The sequence below is a fragment of the Paenibacillus agaridevorans genome, from assembly GCF_018604145.1.
In the GTDB taxonomy this organism is placed as follows: Bacteria; Bacillota; Bacilli; order Paenibacillales; family Paenibacillaceae; genus Pristimantibacillus; species Pristimantibacillus agaridevorans.
Genome location: NZ_CP075889.1, coordinates 2,083,128 through 2,102,720, shown reverse-complemented (window position 1 = coordinate 2,102,720; position 19,593 = coordinate 2,083,128). Strand labels below are relative to the sequence as shown.

At 49.2% G+C, this 19,593-nt stretch carries 16 protein-coding genes and 1 pseudogene; 6 read left to right on the top strand and 11 right to left on the bottom strand.

The window, feature by feature from the left end; genetic code table 11:
• Nucleotides 1-265: 265 nt before the first annotated feature.
• From KJW29_RS36720 to KJW29_RS08485, 3 genes and pseudogenes are all read left to right on the top strand, one after another.
• Nucleotides 266-613 (top strand): annotated as a pseudogene (locus tag KJW29_RS36720) (eCIS core domain-containing protein); the annotation flags it as partial.
• Between the two features lie 192 nt (nucleotides 614-805).
• Nucleotides 806-3,733 (top strand): hypothetical protein, encoded by a 2,928-nt coding sequence (locus tag KJW29_RS08490; RefSeq protein ID WP_246608647.1) that lies wholly within the window; start codon nucleotides 806-808, stop codon nucleotides 3,731-3,733.
• 162 nt (nucleotides 3,734-3,895) lie between these two features.
• Nucleotides 3,896-4,717, top strand: a complete 822-nt coding sequence (locus KJW29_RS08485) for a DUF368 domain-containing protein (RefSeq protein ID WP_214629432.1) — start codon at nucleotides 3,896-3,898, stop codon at nucleotides 4,715-4,717.
• 1,478 nt (nucleotides 4,718-6,195) lie between these two features.
• Here KJW29_RS08485 and KJW29_RS08480 read toward each other — a convergent pair.
• The 8 genes from KJW29_RS08480 to KJW29_RS08445 all read right to left on the bottom strand — a co-directional run bounded on the left by KJW29_RS08480 (nucleotide 6,196) and on the right by KJW29_RS08445 (nucleotide 13,015).
• Nucleotides 6,196-7,131, bottom strand: coding sequence for a methylenetetrahydrofolate reductase (locus tag KJW29_RS08480; RefSeq protein ID WP_214629431.1), 936 nt, complete (start codon nucleotides 7,129-7,131; stop codon nucleotides 6,196-6,198).
• A 959-nt stretch (nucleotides 7,132-8,090) separates the two neighbouring features.
• Nucleotides 8,091-8,822, bottom strand: coding sequence for a ZIP family metal transporter (locus tag KJW29_RS08475; protein WP_087568550.1), 732 nt, complete (start codon nucleotides 8,820-8,822; stop codon nucleotides 8,091-8,093).
• A 235-nt stretch (nucleotides 8,823-9,057) separates the two neighbouring features.
• The gene (hisA, locus tag KJW29_RS08470; RefSeq protein WP_214629430.1) at nucleotides 9,058-9,804 is read right to left on the bottom strand and encodes a phosphoribosylformimino-5-aminoimidazole carboxamide ribotide isomerase; all 747 of its coding nucleotides are present in this window, start codon (nucleotides 9,802-9,804) and stop codon (nucleotides 9,058-9,060) included.
• 77 nt (nucleotides 9,805-9,881) lie between these two features.
• A complete protein-coding gene (locus KJW29_RS08465; protein ID WP_214629429.1) occupies nucleotides 9,882-10,241 on the bottom strand; it encodes a VOC family protein in 360 nt (119 codons plus the stop codon).
• A 44-nt stretch (nucleotides 10,242-10,285) separates the two neighbouring features.
• Nucleotides 10,286-11,086 carry a GNAT family N-acetyltransferase gene (locus KJW29_RS08460; protein ID WP_214629428.1) on the bottom strand — a complete coding sequence of 267 codons (801 nt, stop codon included), beginning with the start codon at nucleotides 11,084-11,086 and terminating at the stop codon, nucleotides 10,286-10,288.
• Nucleotides 11,073-11,498: a metallothiol transferase FosB gene (gene fosB / locus KJW29_RS08455; RefSeq protein WP_214629427.1), complete on the bottom strand. Its 426-nt coding sequence runs from the start codon at nucleotides 11,496-11,498 to the stop codon at nucleotides 11,073-11,075. The genes KJW29_RS08460 and fosB overlap by 14 nt, the downstream gene beginning before the upstream one ends.
• Nucleotides 11,499-11,782: 284 nt before the next feature.
• Nucleotides 11,783-12,715, bottom strand: coding sequence for a serine hydrolase domain-containing protein (locus tag KJW29_RS08450; protein WP_214629426.1), 933 nt, complete (start codon nucleotides 12,713-12,715; stop codon nucleotides 11,783-11,785).
• 39 nt (nucleotides 12,716-12,754) lie between these two features.
• Nucleotides 12,755-13,015: a hypothetical protein gene (locus tag KJW29_RS08445; RefSeq protein ID WP_214629425.1), complete on the bottom strand. Its 261-nt coding sequence runs from the start codon at nucleotides 13,013-13,015 to the stop codon at nucleotides 12,755-12,757.
• A gap of 209 nt (nucleotides 13,016-13,224) precedes the next feature.
• On the opposite strand from KJW29_RS08445, the gene KJW29_RS08440 reads away from it, so the two are divergent.
• Complete coding sequence (locus KJW29_RS08440; RefSeq protein ID WP_214629424.1) at nucleotides 13,225-13,848, top strand: DedA family protein; 624 nt, start codon at nucleotides 13,225-13,227, stop codon at nucleotides 13,846-13,848.
• A gap of 83 nt (nucleotides 13,849-13,931) precedes the next feature.
• Here the strand turns inward: KJW29_RS08440 and KJW29_RS08435 are convergent, their stop codons facing one another.
• Nucleotides 13,932-14,201, bottom strand: coding sequence for a hypothetical protein (locus KJW29_RS08435; protein ID WP_246608646.1), 270 nt, complete (start codon nucleotides 14,199-14,201; stop codon nucleotides 13,932-13,934).
• A 219-nt stretch (nucleotides 14,202-14,420) separates the two neighbouring features.
• Here KJW29_RS08435 and KJW29_RS08430 point away from each other — a divergent pair, with 219 nt between their 5' ends.
• Entirely contained in the window at nucleotides 14,421-15,833 is a 1,413-nt protein-coding gene (locus tag KJW29_RS08430) for a hypothetical protein (RefSeq protein WP_214629423.1), read from the top strand.
• On the opposite strand, the gene KJW29_RS08425 is transcribed toward KJW29_RS08430, so the two are convergent.
• Together KJW29_RS08425 and KJW29_RS08420 are read right to left on the bottom strand one after the other, a co-directional pair.
• A complete protein-coding gene (locus KJW29_RS08425; RefSeq protein WP_214629422.1) occupies nucleotides 15,834-16,418 on the bottom strand; it encodes a hypothetical protein in 585 nt (194 codons plus the stop codon).
• A 165-nt stretch (nucleotides 16,419-16,583) separates the two neighbouring features.
• Nucleotides 16,584-18,815: an MMPL family transporter gene (locus tag KJW29_RS08420; protein ID WP_214629421.1), complete on the bottom strand. Its 2,232-nt coding sequence runs from the start codon at nucleotides 18,813-18,815 to the stop codon at nucleotides 16,584-16,586.
• A gap of 163 nt (nucleotides 18,816-18,978) precedes the next feature.
• On the opposite strand from KJW29_RS08420, the gene KJW29_RS08415 reads away from it, so the two are divergent.
• A complete protein-coding gene (locus KJW29_RS08415; RefSeq protein ID WP_214629420.1) occupies nucleotides 18,979-19,593 on the top strand; it encodes a TetR/AcrR family transcriptional regulator in 615 nt (204 codons plus the stop codon).

The window sequence follows — 19,593 nt, the reverse complement described above, 5'->3', positions numbered from 1 at the left end:
AGGGAATTTATGGCTAAGAAAGATCGATGTTTTTGCGGAAGTGGGTTTATAATTTGATACCAACTAAAGGAAATCTGTGAAAGATTAACGAACTTATATGTAATCAAGACTAAGGCGGTGTCGTATTTTGAAGGATAGTAATATCAAAAACACAAGCGATAGTCTACAGGATACAAACAAGGCGGGAAATCAGCTTAATGCTAGCGCTCCTCCCGAGCACTCAATTAGCCAACTAATTAACACTCCTGCTAGTTTTTCAAGTGGAATGGTTGCTCAACTCCAGCGCTCTTCTGGGAATCAAGTAATTCTTCAATTGTTTAAGAATTCCGGTGTGATGCAAAATACAACGAGCGTCATTCAAGCCAAAAGCACAGATGACTCAAATCTAAACTCTATCAATGACCTTAATGCCGGGAATGGTTCGGGAATGCCCAAAAATCTTAAAACAGGAATTGAGAACCTCTCCGGCGTTTCAATGGACAATGTTAAGGTCCACTACAACTCAGACAAGCCGGCTCATATCGGAGCGTTAGCATATGCCCAGGGATCCGAGATTCATTTGGGACCTGGCCAAGAAAAGCATTTACCTCATGAGGCATGGCATGTTGTGCAGCAGGCGGAGGGGCGGGTGAAGCCGACGGTCCAATTAAAAAAAATAGATGTGAATGACGATGCTCAATTAGAGGCTGAGGCTGATGTTATGGGCAGGCTGGCATTACATTCAGAAGCATCAGTTCCCAAACAAGAAGGTTCAATTTCTCCTGACTCCAGTGACCAGAGTCGAGCGGCGGACTCATCTTCACCCGTGCAACGCATGGTCGATCCAACGATAAACCGTGGGGCAACGCGGGTCGTACAGCGCAAGATCGGACCGTCTTTAGGCACGTCAGTTTCGTATGCGAAGGAGAAGCGTGCAGTCTATGACGCTAACGGAATGCGGATCGGCGTCATCACCTATGTGTATGAAGACGGAACTTATCGTGTGGAGCGGGGCGATGAAGAAGGCGCACTGCGCATTCGATTCGACGATGACCGTTATTTTCTTGAGCCGCCACACCGGCCAGAGCAGGATCAGGATCAGGTGCAAGAGCAGAGGCAAGAGCAGGTAGAACAGGAACGGGTGCCAGACGAGGCAGAGACGAAGCCGGTCAAGCAAAAGCCGAAGAAGAAAACGGCTGCCAACCCGCCAAAGGACCCGCTTTCGGACTTTATCAGATTGATGGGGCCGCTCGCCGACATTCGCGAAGCGCTAGCTCGAACAGCCGGCACGTCAAGTAAGGCTGATTGCGAGCGAATGGGCGTGTTGCTGGATAGGCTGGGCAGCAGCGAGCATGCCGATACGCGGTTAAAGGATTGCAACGAATCGACACGGCTGTGGGTCAGGCTGCGCGAGCATGATCCGAAGCGATCGGGCAAAGGAGCCTCATCTTCGGCTGAAGCAAAGCAGATGCCAAAAGATGATTCACAAAAAATGAGTATGGATTTGGGGAGAGAGGCTTACCAGAATCCTTACAGGCCTAAGCCGAGCACCAGCGGCTCGGCGAAGGGCAAGAAAGACCCGGCAGTATCCGACAAAGGAGCCGGCGATCATGTATTCAACGATCCGTTTAGCATTGTCGCCGACGCGCTGAAGGGGGAGAGCAATCCGCTCGTTGCCGAGGCGCGCGATCGATTGCTGCAAATTGCCAAGACATGGGCAAGCGAATTGCGAGACAATCTACGCGCTTATTTCGTGCAGCAGCGTGAAGGCATTACCGATGCGAACTCGATTGCCTTCGGCATGTTTGGCGAGCAATTGCGTCATTTGCTTAAGAAAGCTTATACAGCAAAGGAGTTCAGGCAGGTCTATACGCTCATTTCTCGTATGTTCCGCAACGGCATGGTCGATCCGTCCGCCTACAAAGAAGTGCAAGAGAAGGAGAAGGAGAAGAAGACGAAACTGCTGGCAGAAGCGGAGCAGTTTCTAGAAACGCATCTGCACGATGTGGAGCAAGCGGTCGACGCCCTGCGAGAGGTGCGGATCGGGGGCAGACTGTTCAGCGAAATCCGGCTGATCGCTAATCGCTGCATTAAAAAGCTGCGTAATGGCGGGACTGGGGTGATGGCGGAGGAGGATATAAAGAAGCTACAACAGTTGAAGCATGAGGTTGGCGAAAAGACATTCGGCGAGCAGATTGACGGGCTAAAAAGCGACCCGCTGCAGAAGGTGAAAGCATCGGAGCTGGACAAGCTGATGTCTTCGATTGCCGCATCTGCCGCGCTCTCTGACGAACCTATAATCGAATCCACCAAGGAAGAGTCCGAAACGTTGCCGAAAGCTTCCTCGCCGAAGAAGAAAAAAGGCGAAGAAGCGCGGGGAGGGCAGGGAACTAGAAGGGCTTCGCCGTTACGAGCGGGCAGTTTGAACTTGCTGCACAACTATAATCACTACCATCTACTGTTGCAGACTCCGGGAGGCGGTATTCTCGATCTGAACGTGCCTGGCGACGGAAACTGCTTCGCACACGCCGTAGCCTGGGGAGAGCTGCTGTCGGGTGAATGGGCGACGTATATTGGAGATGCTGCCAATCTTCCGCTTGAGGAAGACAATGTACGTGAAATGATGGGAGAGCGTATTCGTGCGCTGGAAGAGGCCGAAGGCGATGCGACTCGCCAGCTACGAGTCGACATTGCGGGCGAACTTGAGCAGGCGGGCGACTACACGGCCGACATCTACTTCGCTCTGGCGGACTATATCAATACGGCGCGGTACTTGAACGATCAGGAACTGGACGCTTCGGACTGGCATTTCGAAGGCGCCGGCGTTTTGCTAAGCAGCGTATTGCAGGAGTTCGTAAGCGACCATTTGGAGGCTGTTCTAGACGAGGGTCAAGATCTTGTGTCCCTTGTTGCAACCGAGCCGCTTCTGAAGCAGGTATATATCGAGAGCGTTCGGACCGATGAGCGAATGTGGCTTGGTAATGCCGAGGAACGTGCGCTTAATGCAGTTCGGGCGTGCAATCAGGCGACGCCGATTCACGTCGTGCTGCCAAGGGCGATGCCGCGCGCGGACATGTATATGGACGTAGACGATGCGCTGCATGAACCGAGCGTCGACGGGGAATCCGGTAGTGGGCCGGTTGTTGGCGGAAGTCAGCAGCTATTCAATGTGCCGCAATGGACGTACCGAAATCTGACCAAGGATACGCGCGGTTTTCTGCTTGAAGATCTGACCAACTTTTTCATTGAACAGGGCTGGGCGCATGATGCGAACGGCAGTGCTCATGTCATGAATTGCCGAGATGTTCCTGAGCCTCTGGAACTGCATGCTTCGCTGACCCAGAAGGATCCAGTCAAGTCACCGCGCGTCAATCAGGTCGAGTTCGTCATGCGGATGAAGCAACGAGAAGACGGCGGCAAGGATCGCGGTAGCAGCGTGCGCTGGTGGTACTGGCTTAATGTTGACGCCGAGCAGAATACGGTTCGGCTACAATTCGACGGCAATGTCGGCGGCGACGCGTCGAAGCTGGTCGGGGAGAAACTGGAGGAGCAGAAGAAGCGGCAAGCGCAATCCGACGAGAACGAGACGGCGTATTACCGATACTTGATGGATTCCGGCTTTGACGCAGCAGCCGAGATGACGCGTATGGTGCGACAACTGGAAGCTTATTTAACACGGGAAATCGCCAAGCGGCCGAAGTCAGAGCCCGTAGTTCCGAAGGCGAAAGAAAAGGCGAAGGCGAAGAAGAAGTGAGTCTGTAATGAAAGGCATTTATCGATCAAAGAGAGCTGTTTGTTCAAAAAGGACAAGCGCAGCATTTGATACCCTAACAAAATTGGAATTTCGACACGGGATCAAGTACAATGGTCAGGAGGTTTCAAGCTTCAGTCAGATTTCGTAATCATGGAGGATTATATGTTGAATTGGAAATCGATCGTTAAAGGTATGGCTATGGGATCGGTAGAAACGGTTCCGGGCGTGAGCAGCAGCACCATTGCCATGCTTATGGGAATTTACGAAAATTTGATAGAGTCAATCGGGAATTTGACCTCCAGGCGCTGGAAGGAAGGCGTAGCCTACCTGATTCCGATCGGAATCGGTATGATCGGCGGTTTTTTGGTATCGGTGCTGCTGATCAGCTACCTGCTGGAGCATTTCATGCAGCCGACGCATTTCCTTTTTATGGGTCTTGTTATCGGCATGCTGCCTTCCTTGTGGAGAAATTCGCGGAAGGAATCGGGCGGCACTTTCCGTTGGAGCCATATGGCGCTTTTGCTATTGGCCTTTGCCGGGATTGCGGCAACCCGTTTTCTGGATCAAGCCGGGGTCGCGACCATGGTCGACTTGTCGATCGGCGATTATTTGTTTCTGTTCGCTTCGGGCTGGCTGGCAAGCACCGCCTTGATTCTGCCAGGCGTTAGCGGGGCTCTCGTCCTGACTATTCTTGGCGTTTACTACACGGCGATTACGGCCATATCCGAAATGGACCTGCCTATCCTGCTCGCCATCAGCGGCGGCATCCTAACTGGCGTGCTCATAACAAGCAAGCTTATCCGGTTCCTGCTGTCACGCCACACGCTGATCATGTATTCGCTGATGATCGGCATGGTGGCAGGCTCCACCGTCGTTCTGTACCCCGGCTTTGCCGACGGTGCCATGGGCGTGGCGGTCTGCATCGCCGCAGCGGTCGCGGGCTGCCTGATCGCCTTGTTCGCCGGACGCGTCGGGCGACGTTGAACGAGCTGGCGCCGCGCGAATCCATACGACTGCTTCAAGGGAAGGCATGCCTCGAGCTGATGCCTTCCTTTTCTATTTCCGGATCCCGTAGCCAGCAGACCTGTCTGTTCTGACAACACTGCTGTACCTACAGAGGCGAACGCCTCGTTAGCCAAGAGCAAGGGTATCGCCGTGAGACGGAATCAGAAGGAGGCTGAAGGCAAATGCACGAACCAAGGTACACGAACTCAATTTGAGGCAGGGATAGTCGGATGAATCACCACTACATGACAAAATCCTAAATCGCTAAAGGCTAGGGTGTGATCAATACAAAGATCGAGGACAATTCAGAAGCGCACTTTGTATCGAATGTGATAATTAGATGTGCTAACTCAAGCATTGCCTCCATACAAAACTGTGGTTATAGCAATTGCTGGAAGCCGACTGACGATCAGCTGCTTTTTTTCAAAAATCTGTAGAAGCATAATCAAGAGATGCTGGAGATGGAGCATGGCTTCTGATAGCAACAGGGGGAAGGAAAAATGGGGGAGCGGGCTAACGCTATATGTTTTTGTCCTCCGACACCGACAGACATCAAGGCATGATAAGATATTCGCTCGATTTATATACATATGTACAAAATACGAGTTTTGTGTAAATGTATATAGGAGAAAATGAATGTCTATTGATCTCATATGTATTCAGCATTTATTCCTTGTCCTTGCTTTTGTGCATCATTGCATTGATTGGTGTTTATCCTTGTCTTTGATTCCTGGTCATTTATGACTTCAAGTTTTAGCTGTTACGTTTTTATCTGAAATGTTTTGTCTGGCTGTTCATTTTTTATAATCGTTTTATGAATTTGATTCTGATTATGGATCAGCAAAAAAGCCGGAACGCCATTAGTTATTTCGCACAGCTCGCTATTCAGATCATTTTGGAATGGCCGTGATTTACTCAGTTTGCGTCGATATCTACGTGAACGAACATAATTTCTAACAATTAACCACATTAATCGTAAATTGGTTCAAAATTGTTTACATAAATATAATTACGTGACTATTCAATTCGAACACCACACATATTCTCGAATCACTTTTTAAATCGTAATTATTACATATAATCACTGCGAATACACAACTTCATTCAGTTAACCTCATTAACTATATTTATTTACTTTAATGTCTGGAGCATTGTTACAAAGGGGCATCTAGATGCCTATCTCCATCACCTAACCAAACAAATTGACTTCCTCTCATACTAGACACCTGCCATCTGAAATATTTGTTAATAAAGCAACAAAAAACCTATTGTCTACAAAGAGGCAATAGGTTTTCCCGTTGAGGTACCACAATTTTTGATTCGCTATTTAGTCAATAACGAACCATCTTAGAACCTAATTACGGAGGTTAACCGTTAAGACCTTCCAGTCTTACCGTTCATGGAAATGTTCAATTCTTGTTCTCCGCACAATGTTTGATCCATTTATCGGTATGAATTTATTGCTGTCTTCTCAGTTTCTTATCTAACATGCATTTTATGTCTCTAACCAGTTGTACTGAGGCCTCTATTTCTAATTTTCTAGTTGAGACACTTTCAACACTGCAACCAACAGGGATTCCTTTTTCCAGTGCAAAATCTAATATATCTTCAAAAATTGATTGAGACAATCTTATTGATTTTTCCAGTATATCATTTGAGTATTTCAAGTCATTTTCTAACCATGATGGGATACTGATTCCCAACCATTTCATGAATTCCAAAGTTTTTTCAGAGCCACAAGGTGCAAGATTGAACAAAATGGGCACCATTTCCATTCCGTTATTTGTGCAGTAATAAAAGTAATCCGATAAGAAATTTTTCGATGCCTCTACATTATATGTTGCCTGTGAAACGAAAAAGGTACATCCGTTTTTGATCTTGTTGCTAACTCGTATATGCTCGTCATTCTTTTTCATATGTCTTTCAGGTATAATAACTCCCCCAAAAGTTAATTTGCTATTTAATCTCTTACTTAATTTAGAAGCCTCTGAAAGATCTAAGTTAACCGCCTGCCTACTCGAAGAAGCACCTACGTATACGGAATATCTTTCTCTTTCTGCGTCTGCTTTTACCCAATTCACAAACTGTTCTTCACTATATTTTCCCACGCAACGATATATAATTTGGGGAACACGCAATTGGTTAAAATATTTATCACTATACGTTTCAGGGTCAATAGTTGGCAAATACGGAAATGGTCTTTGTTCTTCAACTCGTTCTGCTTCTTCCTGAACATCATATAGAATTAATGCATCTATATCGAGATCGTTTATTCTTTCAATTTGCTTCTGTGAAATCTCTGCTATTTTATGTGGGGTATTAGTTAACTTAGGCGGCGTCATACCATATGTTAAAATACCGGCCTCTTTACTCAATATTTTTTCTTTTAACATATACTTTTTAGCCTCCAAAGCAGTCAGTCTACAATAATCTATTAGTAATAATAGCATTGTCGATTGGCTAACAGGTAACTTCCAATTCCTATATTCTACTATAGCCTGAAGCTATAACTAGGCATGGAGTTAGTTGAGCATAACTGCCCGTTACTTCAACGAGCAACGACAGCCAATCGATGGCCGCTGCCGTCGTGTCATCGATCGAAATGTAATCAAACTCTGTTTATGTAAAATGATTCGAAATCAGCAACAGAGTCGAACTGGTTCAAAGATACACCTTCTGTTCTTAGGTGATTCTCTAACTTTTCCATAAGCTGCAGAACGGATAATCTTAACGGTTCAAAATCTGTTGGATCCAACAGCGCGACAAGATCTGGATACCCATAACGAAGTAATGGCCTTTTTCGCACGCGCTTAACAGTTTGTTCATCATCCCCCTTTCCTCTTCGTAGTACCCCTTCAATCGCTCTTTATAAGAGCGATACTCTTCTTGACTGTTTTGTCGTTCCGATATAAGGCAAAGTGTATCTGCAGTCAGTTTCTCACACGCTGACATAATTTCAACAGGAATAAGGCTGAACATAATGATATCAAGGTATTGATCTAATTAGACGTTTGGCTGGTTTCTTTGTGGAAGCCTCCTTTACTTTCATGTTAAACTGCCGTTACTTTAACGATCAATGGCAGCCGTTAGTATATTTCGAAAGAGAAGCTCCAATTGAGGTTCCACATGCGATTTGAAAACTGAAGGTTCGGACAATCTGTTTCGCGACATTCTAATTCAATTAATTGGAGAGGAGAGCATCACGACACGACTGCAGTCGGCCACACATTAAATAAAATCATTCGTCGCAATTGTTTACATAATAATTTTTACGTTAACGAAAATCGGTATATTAACATATAATTTATTATGTAAACTTTTAAGTGATTGAAGGACAACCAAAAGGTTATCCTTATCCGAAGAAATGACTAATGTAGATCATAAGCAGCAATCCCAATATAAACGAATAAGTAGCGGATCGTTCAAAGCCATGTCCATGCGATTCCGGGATCAGTTCCTTATACACGATAAACAGCATCGCTCCTGAAGCGAATGCCAGGCCGTACCCGATTAATGCGTTGATATAGCTCGCCGTAAAGTAGCCCGCAATCGCCGATACGACCTCCATAAGTCCAGTCAACGTGACGATAAGCATCAGCTTGAGCTTGCTTACATTGGATCTTGTCAAAAATACGGCCAAAACCAGCCCCTCAGGCATATTCTGAGCCCCGATCGCAATGGCTACCATGGGTCCCAGCCCTTCATTCGCGCTCGCGTAGCTGAACCCCGTGCTTAACCCTTCCGGTATGTTATGGATAAATAACGCAAACATAACGAGCAGAGATTTCGAATCGAAGGAGCTGACATATTTTTTTTGCTCAACGTCGATATGAGGAATGGATTTCTCGATCCAATCGAGCGCCACGACGCCCAGTATAAGCCCAATCGTGAGCTGGATCAGCCCCGATTCCTTAAGTGCCTGCGGGAGCAGACCGAACATCGATGCCGATACCATAATGCCGGCTGTAAAGGCGACCAGAATATCCTTCCAGCGCTCGGACAATGATCGAACGAATAACAACGGCACCGCCCCTAACACGGTAGCCATTGCGGAGATAAAGCTGCCTAGCAGCGCGGCGGTCATTCGGAATCCCTCCTGTTTACGAATAAATACGATTAAGCCTATTTAAAGAGATCCCTTCCCTTACGATCCCGATTTTACCATCGTTTCACATTATAATGCACTCGATACCCTTTGTCATGCAGAAAGTCCGAAAAAGCCGAGTTCCTCTACGGGAACGTCGGCTTCCTGGTGTTAAGAACTTCTATTAATGTATTGCGGCAATCCTATTCTTATGACTTAACGAGATTATGAACCATCAACGTCCGAACCGCACCACATCTTCATACGACAAGGAGCCGCCGAATATATCCAGCGCGCTGCCGATAGTCAAATCCAGCTTGCCGCCGGATAAATCGCGGAATAGCTCCATATCGGCAATGGATCTGGCTCCGCCCGCATACGTAGTCGGAATAGAGGTCCACTTTGCCAGATCGGTTACCAAGCTTTGTTGAATCCCGCTCTGCTTTCCTTCCACATCTACAGCATGTACGAGGAATTCGTCGCAATACTGCTCCAGATAACGGATATTGTCCGCATTGACCTCGAAGTCGCTGAAGAGCTTCCACTGATTCGTAACCACGTACCACTTGCCGTCTTTCTGCTTGCAGCTTAGATCGATGACGAGCTTGTCCTTGCCGGCTTCGCTAACGATTCGGGACAAGTTGTCTTCATCCAATCTGCCATCCCGGAAAATATAGGACGTTACAATAACATGGGTCGCTCCTTGCTCCAGATAAAGAGCGGCATTGTCGGCTTTAATGCCGCCTCCGATCTGCAGGCCGTTCCGATACCGGTTGAGTGCCGTAATGGCTGCAGCTTCGTTGCCTGGACCGAGCATGATAACATGTCCGCCTGTCAGAGCGTCTCGCTTGAACAACTCGGCGTAATAGCCCGAATCGTATGTGGAGACGAAGTTTTCGACGATGACGCCCTCTGTTAACGTCTCGCCTACAATCTGCTTTACTTTGCCGTCATGTAGATCGATACAAGGTCTGAATTTCACGGATAACCCTCGATTCTTTCTGTTGTTCTGCTCGTGCTGCCCTTATTGTGACACACACCTTTATGGTAAGCAATACATTAATCGATCTTGCAGATCATTAGATGGTTTCCGTCGGGATCCTGGAATCCGAACCAATGGCCGTTTTCAATGTCGGTTGTCAGCGTTACTCCCTTTTCCTTCATATAGGAAAAAGCCTCATCAATATCGTCCGTGTCAAAATGAAACATCGGCGTCTTGAACACGTTCTCAGGCGTATACACTTTGCTATCCAATACGATATTTTGTCCGCCTTGCATGGAGATGCAGCACAAATGGCCCGAGATAATATCCATACTTGGCTCCATCCCCAACAATTCGCAATACCAGGCTCTTCCCTCTTCAATATCGCTCACGGGTACAAAAATGCCGCTTATCCGATTAAATATAGGATTTTGCATAAAATGTAAGCCTCCGTAAGGTGTCATAATAATAGTTATGTCAACTATAGTTTGGACCAAGTGGATCGAGTCATGCCAATCCTCATGCCAACCCGTTCCATATTGCGATGGCTTGCAGATCCATATGCGCATTGTGCAACAACAAGTCTGCATCCAAGCTGGCGAGCAAGAAGCAGACGATCCCTAAGAATAGCGGTATGAAGACCTTTAGCCCGCTCCTCCGGCAATGTAGCCGCGAAGGTAAATGAAGCCATTCCGTTCATCACGAACATAACGCCTACAGAAGCAGCCCGTCCATCTACAAGGCCTAGCCGATAATGCCAGCCTGGTCTGTCATGTAGCAATCGGTTATTATCCGCGACGTGTTCCCTTCCGGTGATGGAAAGTCCTGTACCCAGACAATGAATGTCTCCATAGGTTGACCATTCGTCATCCGACAGCTCTCGGACTTCGATCTTGTCATCGTGTAAGCGCGCATCCGACTCCTTAACCGAATCCTTATACATGGATACATGGAAGCCGGATTGATAGAAGCCCCGCTTGGCGAGAAGCTTTAATGTATCGGGTTCATAAAGACTTGGCGCGATTTGAAGCTCCGGCTGACGATCTCGTTCCTCATAGAACGAGATGACTTTTTCAACATCATCGGGGGACAATCGCCCCTTTACATGATTGAATAGCGACCATGGCATACTCCGGCTGTAATAAGCGATGGCATTGTCCAATCGCAGCATCTCGACTCCCATAGGGTTGCCCGGCTGCTCCAGCATAGCCGTCATCCGGTCCGACATATAGTCCATCTCGGACTGTACCAGTGCCAGTACGCGTTCGTCAGGATTCATCATAAAACTCCATATGACTCATATCTGCTTTGTAGTAGGCAAGCCGATCGTTTAATGTACCGGTATGCAATTCGAACATATGACCGTCCGGATCGAGGAAGTAGATCGACTTTTTGTCCCGATCATCCCTTGGCCGCCCTGCGAACAACTCAACTTCCAGCGCTTCAAGCCGCCTGACTTCGTTGTCGTATTCCTCTTCCGCAATCGTAAACGCAATATGCGTATACGTGCGAACATTGTGATGCAGTTCGATATCTTCTTGATTTAGCGCGATCCATAATCCGTTAAACTCGAAATAAGCTAGCTTCCTTCCTTTTACTTTCAGCTTCGCGTCGAACACATGTTGATAGAAGGAGATAGATCGTTCAAGATCCGTGACAGAAAAACATAAATGGTTGATAGAATGTACGTTCATCGCTATTAATCTCCATTTCTAAAGAAAACAACCCAGCCCAAGATCAGCTATTCTCTCTTAGGTTGGGTTTTGTGTCGCTTGGCAGCTTCCATGATTATACAACTTTTGTAGCCAGCGTTAAAGCCCTATTCTTTGCCAATCGCTAGTTTTGGGTAATTCTGACTAATATCGTACAATTGTCATCGTAATTCGAACATGTCGGACATCATTCGACGAATCGGTTTGGCAACTGACGACAGGAACGAAAGCCGATTGATGACAACGTTAGAATTTGTTAGGACTAACTAGGTCCGGAGCAGCCCCGGAAGAATAATGTCAAATATCAGCTTGCGCGACCAGATGGCTTCATTACGCTTCGTAATCCGTTTGCGCACCATAATGACCGTATCCAATTCCGGCACGATCATTAAATATTGGCCGCCATGGCCGAAAGCGAAGTAACCATCGGCTACGCCGTTATGGTTGGATGGCGTGCACCACCAATGATACCCGAAGCCGCCGTAGATCGGGGGCTCGTAATGCAATAAGGCACGATGATGCATGGTCGTTGAATCCGATATCCACGATGTGGACAAAATCCGCTTGCCATCCCATAGGCCCTCCTTCAAATAAAGGACCCCGAACTTCACCAGATCGTTTCCTGTCAGCGCAAGTCCCGTCCCGCCTTCGCTAATGCCTCCCCGCTCCGACCACTTTGCCGCCCGGAATCCAAGCGGCTCGAACAGATGCTCCCTCGCATATAGGAGGGCAGACTTCCCAGTCGCTTCCGTCAGAATCGCAGATAAAAGATGCGATCCGCCTGAGTTGTATGTAAAAGCATGCCCCGGTAAATGTACAAGGGGCTGATTTAACGCATAAGCGACGGGGTCCCTGGATTTGCGCAGCTCCCAATAAGGCTTGTCGAAATCCGGCCATTCGAATCCAGGGGTCATGGTAAGCAATTGCTTTATCGTGATTTGCCCCCAAGAGTCGTCTCCTCCGCCGGCTGCATATCGCTGGAACCACCTGTCAATGGGTTCATCTACTCCCGGCAAGTCACCTCTGTCGATGGCGATACCGATTAGAGCCGATAATACGCTCTTAGTGCACGAATATAGAGGTCCGATAGCGTCCTCGCCCCCCTCGTGCCACTCTGTCTCCTTTCGATCTCCTTTATGGACGATTACCGAAGTGATTTGCCAATCTCTCCATTGCCCCTTTTCGAGTAAGTAAGACATGATAGCGCTCCTGTATGTAAATGTTGTCATTTTATTCGTTTAAATACCCGCAGCAGCTTGCTTTTTCTGAAAATTCGTTGTTTCTTGCCCCATTTGACTGCGCAAACATTGCTTAAGAATATAGGGCCTTCGATTCCGCACATCCAGTTTCCAAAATTCGTTATCCTGAAATAAAGCCGTTAACGCCCTCTTGGCGACGGCGCAAGCAGCCTGCTCGTTATCCGTCAGGGACAAACATATTGTATATACAACAGGCTCAATCTCTCTAAGCTCTGCCACCTTTTGCTGGAATGCATACATCTCGACGTTCTCTCCCCCGGTATTCCCCATTCGCTATTTTCTATGTTAACGCAACAGCCGTCGAAAATAGTTACGAAATAGTTAAGAATGAAACGCCGACGCTCAGGAGACGTAAGTAAGGTTCTCAGGCCTTCGAAATTGTGATAACTTATAATTATAGACTGTACGAATATCAAACGAGTGATGTTCAGAAAGCGAGCAAATGCCATATGGGCTATGATTTATTATTAACTATAATTGAACAACTCGGTTATGTCGCGCTGTTCCTGGTGTTATGTCTGGGTCTGATCGGCTTGCCGATCCCGAACGAAGCGGTTGTCATGACGGGAGGCGCACTTGCCTTCTCAGGCGTATTATCTCCCGTTCCCGCCTTTATCATGACTTGCCTGGGCATATGTTCGGCCATGAGCTTCGGTTACAGCATCGGACGATTCGCAGGCGCCAGACTCGCCGACTGGTTCCGCAAGCGCAAAAATATCGGAGCCTTTATCGACCGTTCCGAGGAGCTGAGCCATCGATTCGGCGGATATGCGATCAGCATCAGCTTATGCTTGCCGTTCCTGCGACACGTGACTCCTTATGTAATGGGCATGAACAAAATGAAGTACGGCCGCTTCGCGTTATTTGCTTATCCCTCTGCGTTCGTTTGGACGATGATCTACTTCCTCATCGGAGGTTTCGTCGGCGACCAGGTTCAGCATATTTCGGATGTCATCTACCGGTATGGCATTTGGATCATTGTTGCGCTTGCCATTGTCGCGGCTGCTTACCTCGTGTACCGTGTCCAGAGGCGCAGCAAAGTCCGAGGACAAGATTCCTCCATCGAACTGTAGACAATATGTAGACAATATAAAGCCTCTGCAGCCCAAGAATGGCAATCCGCCGTTCCCGGCATGCAGAGGTTTCTTCGTTTTCGTTATGCTTCCAGCTTGCTCTTTGCCGTTTGAATCAGGTAATCGAACAGCTCGTCATCCTCTTCCAATTCGTCCTCCAGCGCCAGAAGCTGCTCCTCGTTACCCGAATTGTGCAAGAAAAACAACCCGTACCCCCAATCCGAGCCGCGTTTGCTTTGCAAGGCAATCTCATATTCGTTGTCGTGGCCCTCTACGCTAAATTGCACCCTGCCTACAAAACCATCTTCTTTGGAATGAGTCATCGACGCGTCGATAATAACGATCTGCAACATATGTATATCCCTTCCTTTCCTTACATCCGGAGCTGTCTGCTATGTAGAATAGCACAGCTGTCATCGCCTGCGCAACAATGGTTGCTTCTCAAAAGGAGAGGCCGCGTCCAGCAAGGAACGACTGGCGTTGATTGGATGAACGCCTACCCTCCCGTCTGCATACTGTACACTACGGCAGCGCCTGCAGGCTGTCGCAATTCGTCGGGAGGATGAAGAGGCATGGTTATCGAACTGACAGCACTGCATTGGGTCTATTTGGCCTTTATCGTTGCGATCATCGGCTTTATGCTGATGCGCAAGGATACTACGCTCGTCTGCATAGCGGGCATACTTGGCATCGGCATATTGGCGACGGTGTCGATCGACGGTTCCGTGAGCGGTATTTTCAACAGCTTTATTTATGCCATTAAGGAATTGCTCGGTACGATTCTCATCATATCCGTGATCGTTGCATTAAGCCGGATTCTCATTCGAACCGGGATTAATGAAATTATGATTGCTCCGTTCACACGATTCTTGAAAACGCCAACACTCGCCTTCTGGGGCATCGGCATCATCATGTTCACCGTATCGTTATTTTTCTGGCCGTCTCCGGCGGTGGCGTTAATCGGAGCTGTCCTGTTGCCCGTCGCGATGAGAGTAGGTTTGCCTGCCCTTGGTGCTGCGGTGGCGATGAACTTGTTCGGTCATGGCATCGCGTTGTCCGGCGACTACATTATACAAGGCGCTCCCGGGCTGACAGCCGGCGCTGCAGGCATTCATGTCGACGAAGTGATGCTTGCGAGCATTCCGCTGGTTATCGTCATGGGCGTCGTAACGACGGTGACCGCTTTCTGGATGATGCGTCGCGATCAACGTCTGGGTCGCTGGAATGATGGCTTAATTGCGTCTGTGGATACAAGCGGTTCTGGCGAAAACAGCAATGAAGCGGTTGACCGCGAATTGTTGTCGCTGGTTACGAGGCGGTGGCTTGCGGTGATCATCCCGCTCCTGTTCGCGCTTAATGTAGTCGCGATGTTCTTGCTTAATCTGCAGGGAGGCGATGCAACGGCGCTCATTGGCGGCACGTCGATTCTGATTATGCTTGTCATTACCATGTTGGCGCATCGGGGCAAAGGGCTGGAGAAAACTACGGGTTATTTGATCGAAGGTTTTGTATTCGGCTTTCGCGTTTTCGGACCCGTTATTCCAATCGCGGCGTTCTTTTATCTGGGCGACGCCGGCTTTTTCTCTTTGTTCGGCGAGAAGCTTCCTGAGGCATCTGCCGGTATTGTCAACGATCTAGGAGTCGCGCTTGCAGGGGAAGTTCCTTTGAACGGTACGGTCGGCGCAATCACATTGACTGTTGTAGGGGCTATCACAGGACTTGACGGTTCGGGATTTTCCGGAATATCGCTTGCCGGCTCCGTGGCTGCGCTGTTCGGTCACGCACTTGGTTCGGGCGTTGCCACGTTGACCGCGCTCGGGCAAGTCGCGGCTATCTGGGTCGGCGGAGGGACTATCATTCCTTGGGCGCTCATTCCTGCCGCAGCGATTTGCGGCGTCAGCCCTTTCGAGCTGGCACGCCGCAATTTGAAGCCTGTATTGATTGGTCTGGCTGTAACAACGCTAGTCGCGATTTTCTTGATTTAATTACTTTTGCCGCTTGATACGCAACCCTGCGTAGATAGCTGCTGCTAATACCACGATAAGTCCGAGCAGGATCATCACTTGACTAATACCGAATGCTCCCGCTCCATCCACTCCCGATGAAGGCTTTGGAGGAATCGAACCGCTGCCGAGCTCTGCCAGATCGGAGCCGCCGGCTGACGTCAATGTCGTCCGGCTGCACAAGCTGACCTCCAGCGAGTCCCCCGTCCCTCTCGCGTACACGATATATCGCTGTCCCTCTCGGAACTCGAAGCCGCAACTTGCGCTGCTCTGCGCAGAGGTCACTGTAATTCGGGGAGCAACCTTTCCCTTCCATACTTCATGGGCTTCGAACGTCCATGTGACTGGATCGGCCGACGATTGACTGAAGCTGAACCACTTCCGCGGCGTATGGCTGGCAACAACCGTACCGTCGAATACGGCATCATTGCGGTTCAGCGCCTCCGACACGGAATCCGATATGGCGCAGCTGCACGCATAAACCGGCTTTGGCGGCAATGCGAGACTGGAAGCCAGAATAATGATGGCGAGGAGCATGGAAATTCCCAAATGTACTCTTTTTTTCATTGTGTCCCCCTTGCTTGTACCCTATTATGAATACCATTCCACTATACAACGAACAAGAATGGTAAAATGTTGCATTCCGCAGGCAAATTGAAAAGGCTGCCTAACCTTCCTTATTAATAAGGGCAAGTTATGCAGCCTTTACAAATTTATAGCGTTACAAGCCGATTAACGTCCTGCTTCTTTCATCTTAACGCCTGCTTCCTCCGCCTTGCCTGGCCAGAACGCCCGTTTGCCCAGAATCGAAGTTATGGCCGGCACCAGGAACGGACGTACGATAAACGTATCCATCAGTACGCCAATGGCGGTAATCAAGCCGAATTGGACAAGCACCTGGATAGGCAGCGTAGCTAGCACCGCGAATGTGGCGGCGAGGATCAGGCCAGCTGACGTAATTACGCCGCCCGTCTCCGCAACGCCTTCCTTAATTGCCTGACGCAGAGGCATGGACTTGCGTTTCTGCCAGATGCTCGAGATCATAAAGATATTGTAGTCTTCCCCCAGGGCGATCAAGAATACGAACGCGTACAGCGGAATGGAGCCCTGTATCGCCTCGATTCCCATAAGCTCGTGCAGGATCAGCCAGCCCAGACCAAGTGCAGCGGCATAAGAGAGCAAGACCGTGGCGACAAGATAGATCGTTGCCGTAATGGAGCGCAGATAAGCCAATAACAAAACTACGATTAGACCGATTACGATCGGGATGATCAATTGGTTGTCTCTCACCGTAACTTGCTGGGAATCATGCTGCTCGGCCGTCTGCCCGCCGATCCAGACGTTGCTGGCCGCATCGGCCGTCCCTGCTTCGGCAAGCGCTGCAACAGCAGCTTCCTTAAGCTCCGGAATTGCATTCATTGCCGCTTGATTGTAAGGATTCATACGATAAACAACGGAATACGCCGTGAGCGTAGTGTCAGTGGTGCTGACCTCAGGTTCGCCTACGTGATCGACCAGAGGATGCTGCGACAGCTTCTCCGCGACGGCGGCAGGCGCTCCTCCTTCCGAACGAACGACAACGGTAACAGGTGCCAGTTCGCCCGGCGTATATGCCTCGGAGATGACTTTAAAGCCTTCAACGGATGGCGTATCTTCGGGGAACGTAGACAGCAGATCGTACGTGTATTTGACCGGCAGCGCAAAGGAAGCAAGCGTTGCTAGCAACAGCGTACTTACGAGCGCAACGGTCCATGGCTTGCGAACGACAAGATTGCCGATCCTCGCGCCAAGCTTCCGCTCCGGATCCCGGCGAACATACGATTTTCCCTTTGCAGCGGCACGAGCTTTGGCCTCTTCCTCCGTACGCGGGATGAACGGATAAAACGATGCGCGGCCGATAATGGATAAAAGCGCAGGTACAAGCGTAAGACTTGCAATCATCATGATGAAAATCGAAAGGCTAAACGGAACCGCGAATCGATGGACGGCACCGTATTGTGCGAACAATAATGCGAACAGCGACAGAACAACCGTGAAGCCGCTCATCGCAATCGCTCCGGTCGCATTTTTATAGGAGCGGCGGAGCGCCGACATCCGGTTGCCTTCCCGGGTTAACTCTTGACGAAAGCGGGTGATGAAAAAGAGGCAATAGTCTGTGCCTGCGCCGAACAGCAGCACCGTCATAATGGCGATCGCTTGTCCATCCACCGTAATCCAGCCTTCTCCGGCCATCCAGCCGAGGATGGGACTTGTTACGGCATAAGCGAACCCGACGCCGACAAGCGGAATAATGGCAAGGATGGGCGAGCGGTAGATGAGCAGCAGCAGCACCAGGACAAGCAATACTGTCGCTACCATCAGCACGAAGTCCGCATTTTCGAACAAGCCGGTAGCGTCAACGCTAATTCCTGCCGGCCCGCTTATACGGACGCTGAGCTCCGAACCCGAATCAATGGCAGCCTCGAAAGGCAATCCGCCTGTCAAAGCTTCAATTTTCTCTTGAATCGCATGCAGATTTTCTTTTACGATATCCGTCTCCAGATAAGTTTCAAAGGTGACAGGCAACACGAGTGTAGTCCCGTCCTCCGATGAAATCCCCTTTAACGCAGGTGCCGGCATCTCGTGAAGGGGGATGATTGCCTCTTGCCCTTCCAGAGGGGATTCGGCAAGCTCCGCGGTTAAAGCCTGCATGGCGGCATAATCTTGTTCCGTCAGTCCGCCAGCTCTGTTCCAGACCAGCAAAGCCGGCAATCCCGATTCATTCGGAAAGTGCGTACGAATAAGTTCGTCCGCGATGACCGATGGACTGTCGGCAGGCAGGTTCGGCGCATTGTTAATCTCTTTGTCCCCTACCGCCGGCAACGTCAGCGTCAAGATTGCGGCAATGGCAATCCAGACCAGAAGCGTCACCCAGCGTGATCGCGGCCCGGCGAACCAGGCCCCCATTTTCTCCAGCATGTGCATTACTCCTCCTTGTTCGATCCCGAACGATGTTATGACTTTGGTTCGGACGGCAACTCGTGGTAAAATGAACTTGATGACATTATTATATATACCCAAAGGTTAATTAATCAATGAGCAATTTGTTAACATTCGTTGAACGGGTATCTACAGGAGGTACACGACATTGAAGTCGGACAAAATCAAGAGAAAGCCGGGACGTCCCAAAGCGAGCGAGTCTCCGCAGACAATGGCGCTGCTGCTGCGCACCGCTTCCTTCCTTTTCATGGAACATGGCTACGAGAAAGTGTCGCTGGAGACGGTTGCGCAGGCATGCGGCGTTACCAAAGCGAGCGTTTATTATTATTTCGCCAATAAATCCGTCATCTTTACCGAGGCGCTGCTGTTCGTCCTCAAGATGGCGCATGACCAGACTGCTGCCGTCATCGAAGGTCCTGGCACGCTGAAAGAACGGCTCCAAGAGGTCGCGAGGCGCCATATGCGCAATCAACATGTCGACTTCGAGACGATGATGCGGGAAGCTTCGGCCGATCTCTCGGAGGAGCAAATCCGTTCCGTGCGAGAGCGTGAAGCGGATATTCACCGGCTTCTGGAGCGATTGTTCGCCAAGGCAATGGATGACGGCGAGATGAACCGAAGCGATCCCCTGCTGCTCTCCCATGCGTTCGTGGCCATGATGACAGTTCGCAATCGGACGGAAATTGTGAACGATCTGAGAACTTCGGGACAAGCCGCCGAAGAAATCGTACAATTGCTATGGACAGGCATTGCTCCTGTCTAG

Bases quoted from the DNA above. Each gene is read 5' to 3' on its own strand.
- fosB (WP_214629427.1), bottom strand. From the start codon at position 11,498: ATGAACGTACATTCTATCAACCATTTATGTTTTTCTGTCACGGATCTT.
- KJW29_RS08475 (WP_087568550.1), bottom strand. From the start codon at position 8,822: ATGACCGCCGCGCTGCTAGGCAGCTTTATCTCCGCAATGGCTACCGTG.
- KJW29_RS08460 (WP_214629428.1), bottom strand. From the start codon at position 11,086: ATGATGAATCCTGACGAACGCGTACTGGCACTGGTACAGTCCGAGATG.
- KJW29_RS08480 (WP_214629431.1), bottom strand. From the start codon at position 7,131: ATGTTAAAAGAAAAAATATTGAGTAAAGAGGCCGGTATTTTAACATAT.
- KJW29_RS08425 (WP_214629422.1), bottom strand. From the start codon at position 16,418: ATGAAAAAAAGAGTACATTTGGGAATTTCCATGCTCCTCGCCATCATT.
- KJW29_RS08485 (WP_214629432.1), top strand. From the start codon at position 3,896: ATGTTGAATTGGAAATCGATCGTTAAAGGTATGGCTATGGGATCGGTA.
- KJW29_RS08450 (WP_214629426.1), bottom strand. From the start codon at position 12,715: ATGTCTTACTTACTCGAAAAGGGGCAATGGAGAGATTGGCAAATCACT.
- KJW29_RS08445 (WP_214629425.1), bottom strand. From the start codon at position 13,015: ATGTATGCATTCCAGCAAAAGGTGGCAGAGCTTAGAGAGATTGAGCCT.
- KJW29_RS08465 (WP_214629429.1), bottom strand. From the start codon at position 10,241: ATGCAAAATCCTATATTTAATCGGATAAGCGGCATTTTTGTACCCGTG.
- KJW29_RS08420 (WP_214629421.1), bottom strand. From the start codon at position 18,815: ATGCACATGCTGGAGAAAATGGGGGCCTGGTTCGCCGGGCCGCGATCA.
- KJW29_RS08440 (WP_214629424.1), top strand. From the start codon at position 13,225: ATGGGCTATGATTTATTATTAACTATAATTGAACAACTCGGTTATGTC.
- KJW29_RS08435 (WP_246608646.1), bottom strand. From the start codon at position 14,201: ATGTTGCAGATCGTTATTATCGACGCGTCGATGACTCATTCCAAAGAA.
- KJW29_RS08430 (WP_214629423.1), top strand. From the start codon at position 14,421: ATGGTTATCGAACTGACAGCACTGCATTGGGTCTATTTGGCCTTTATC.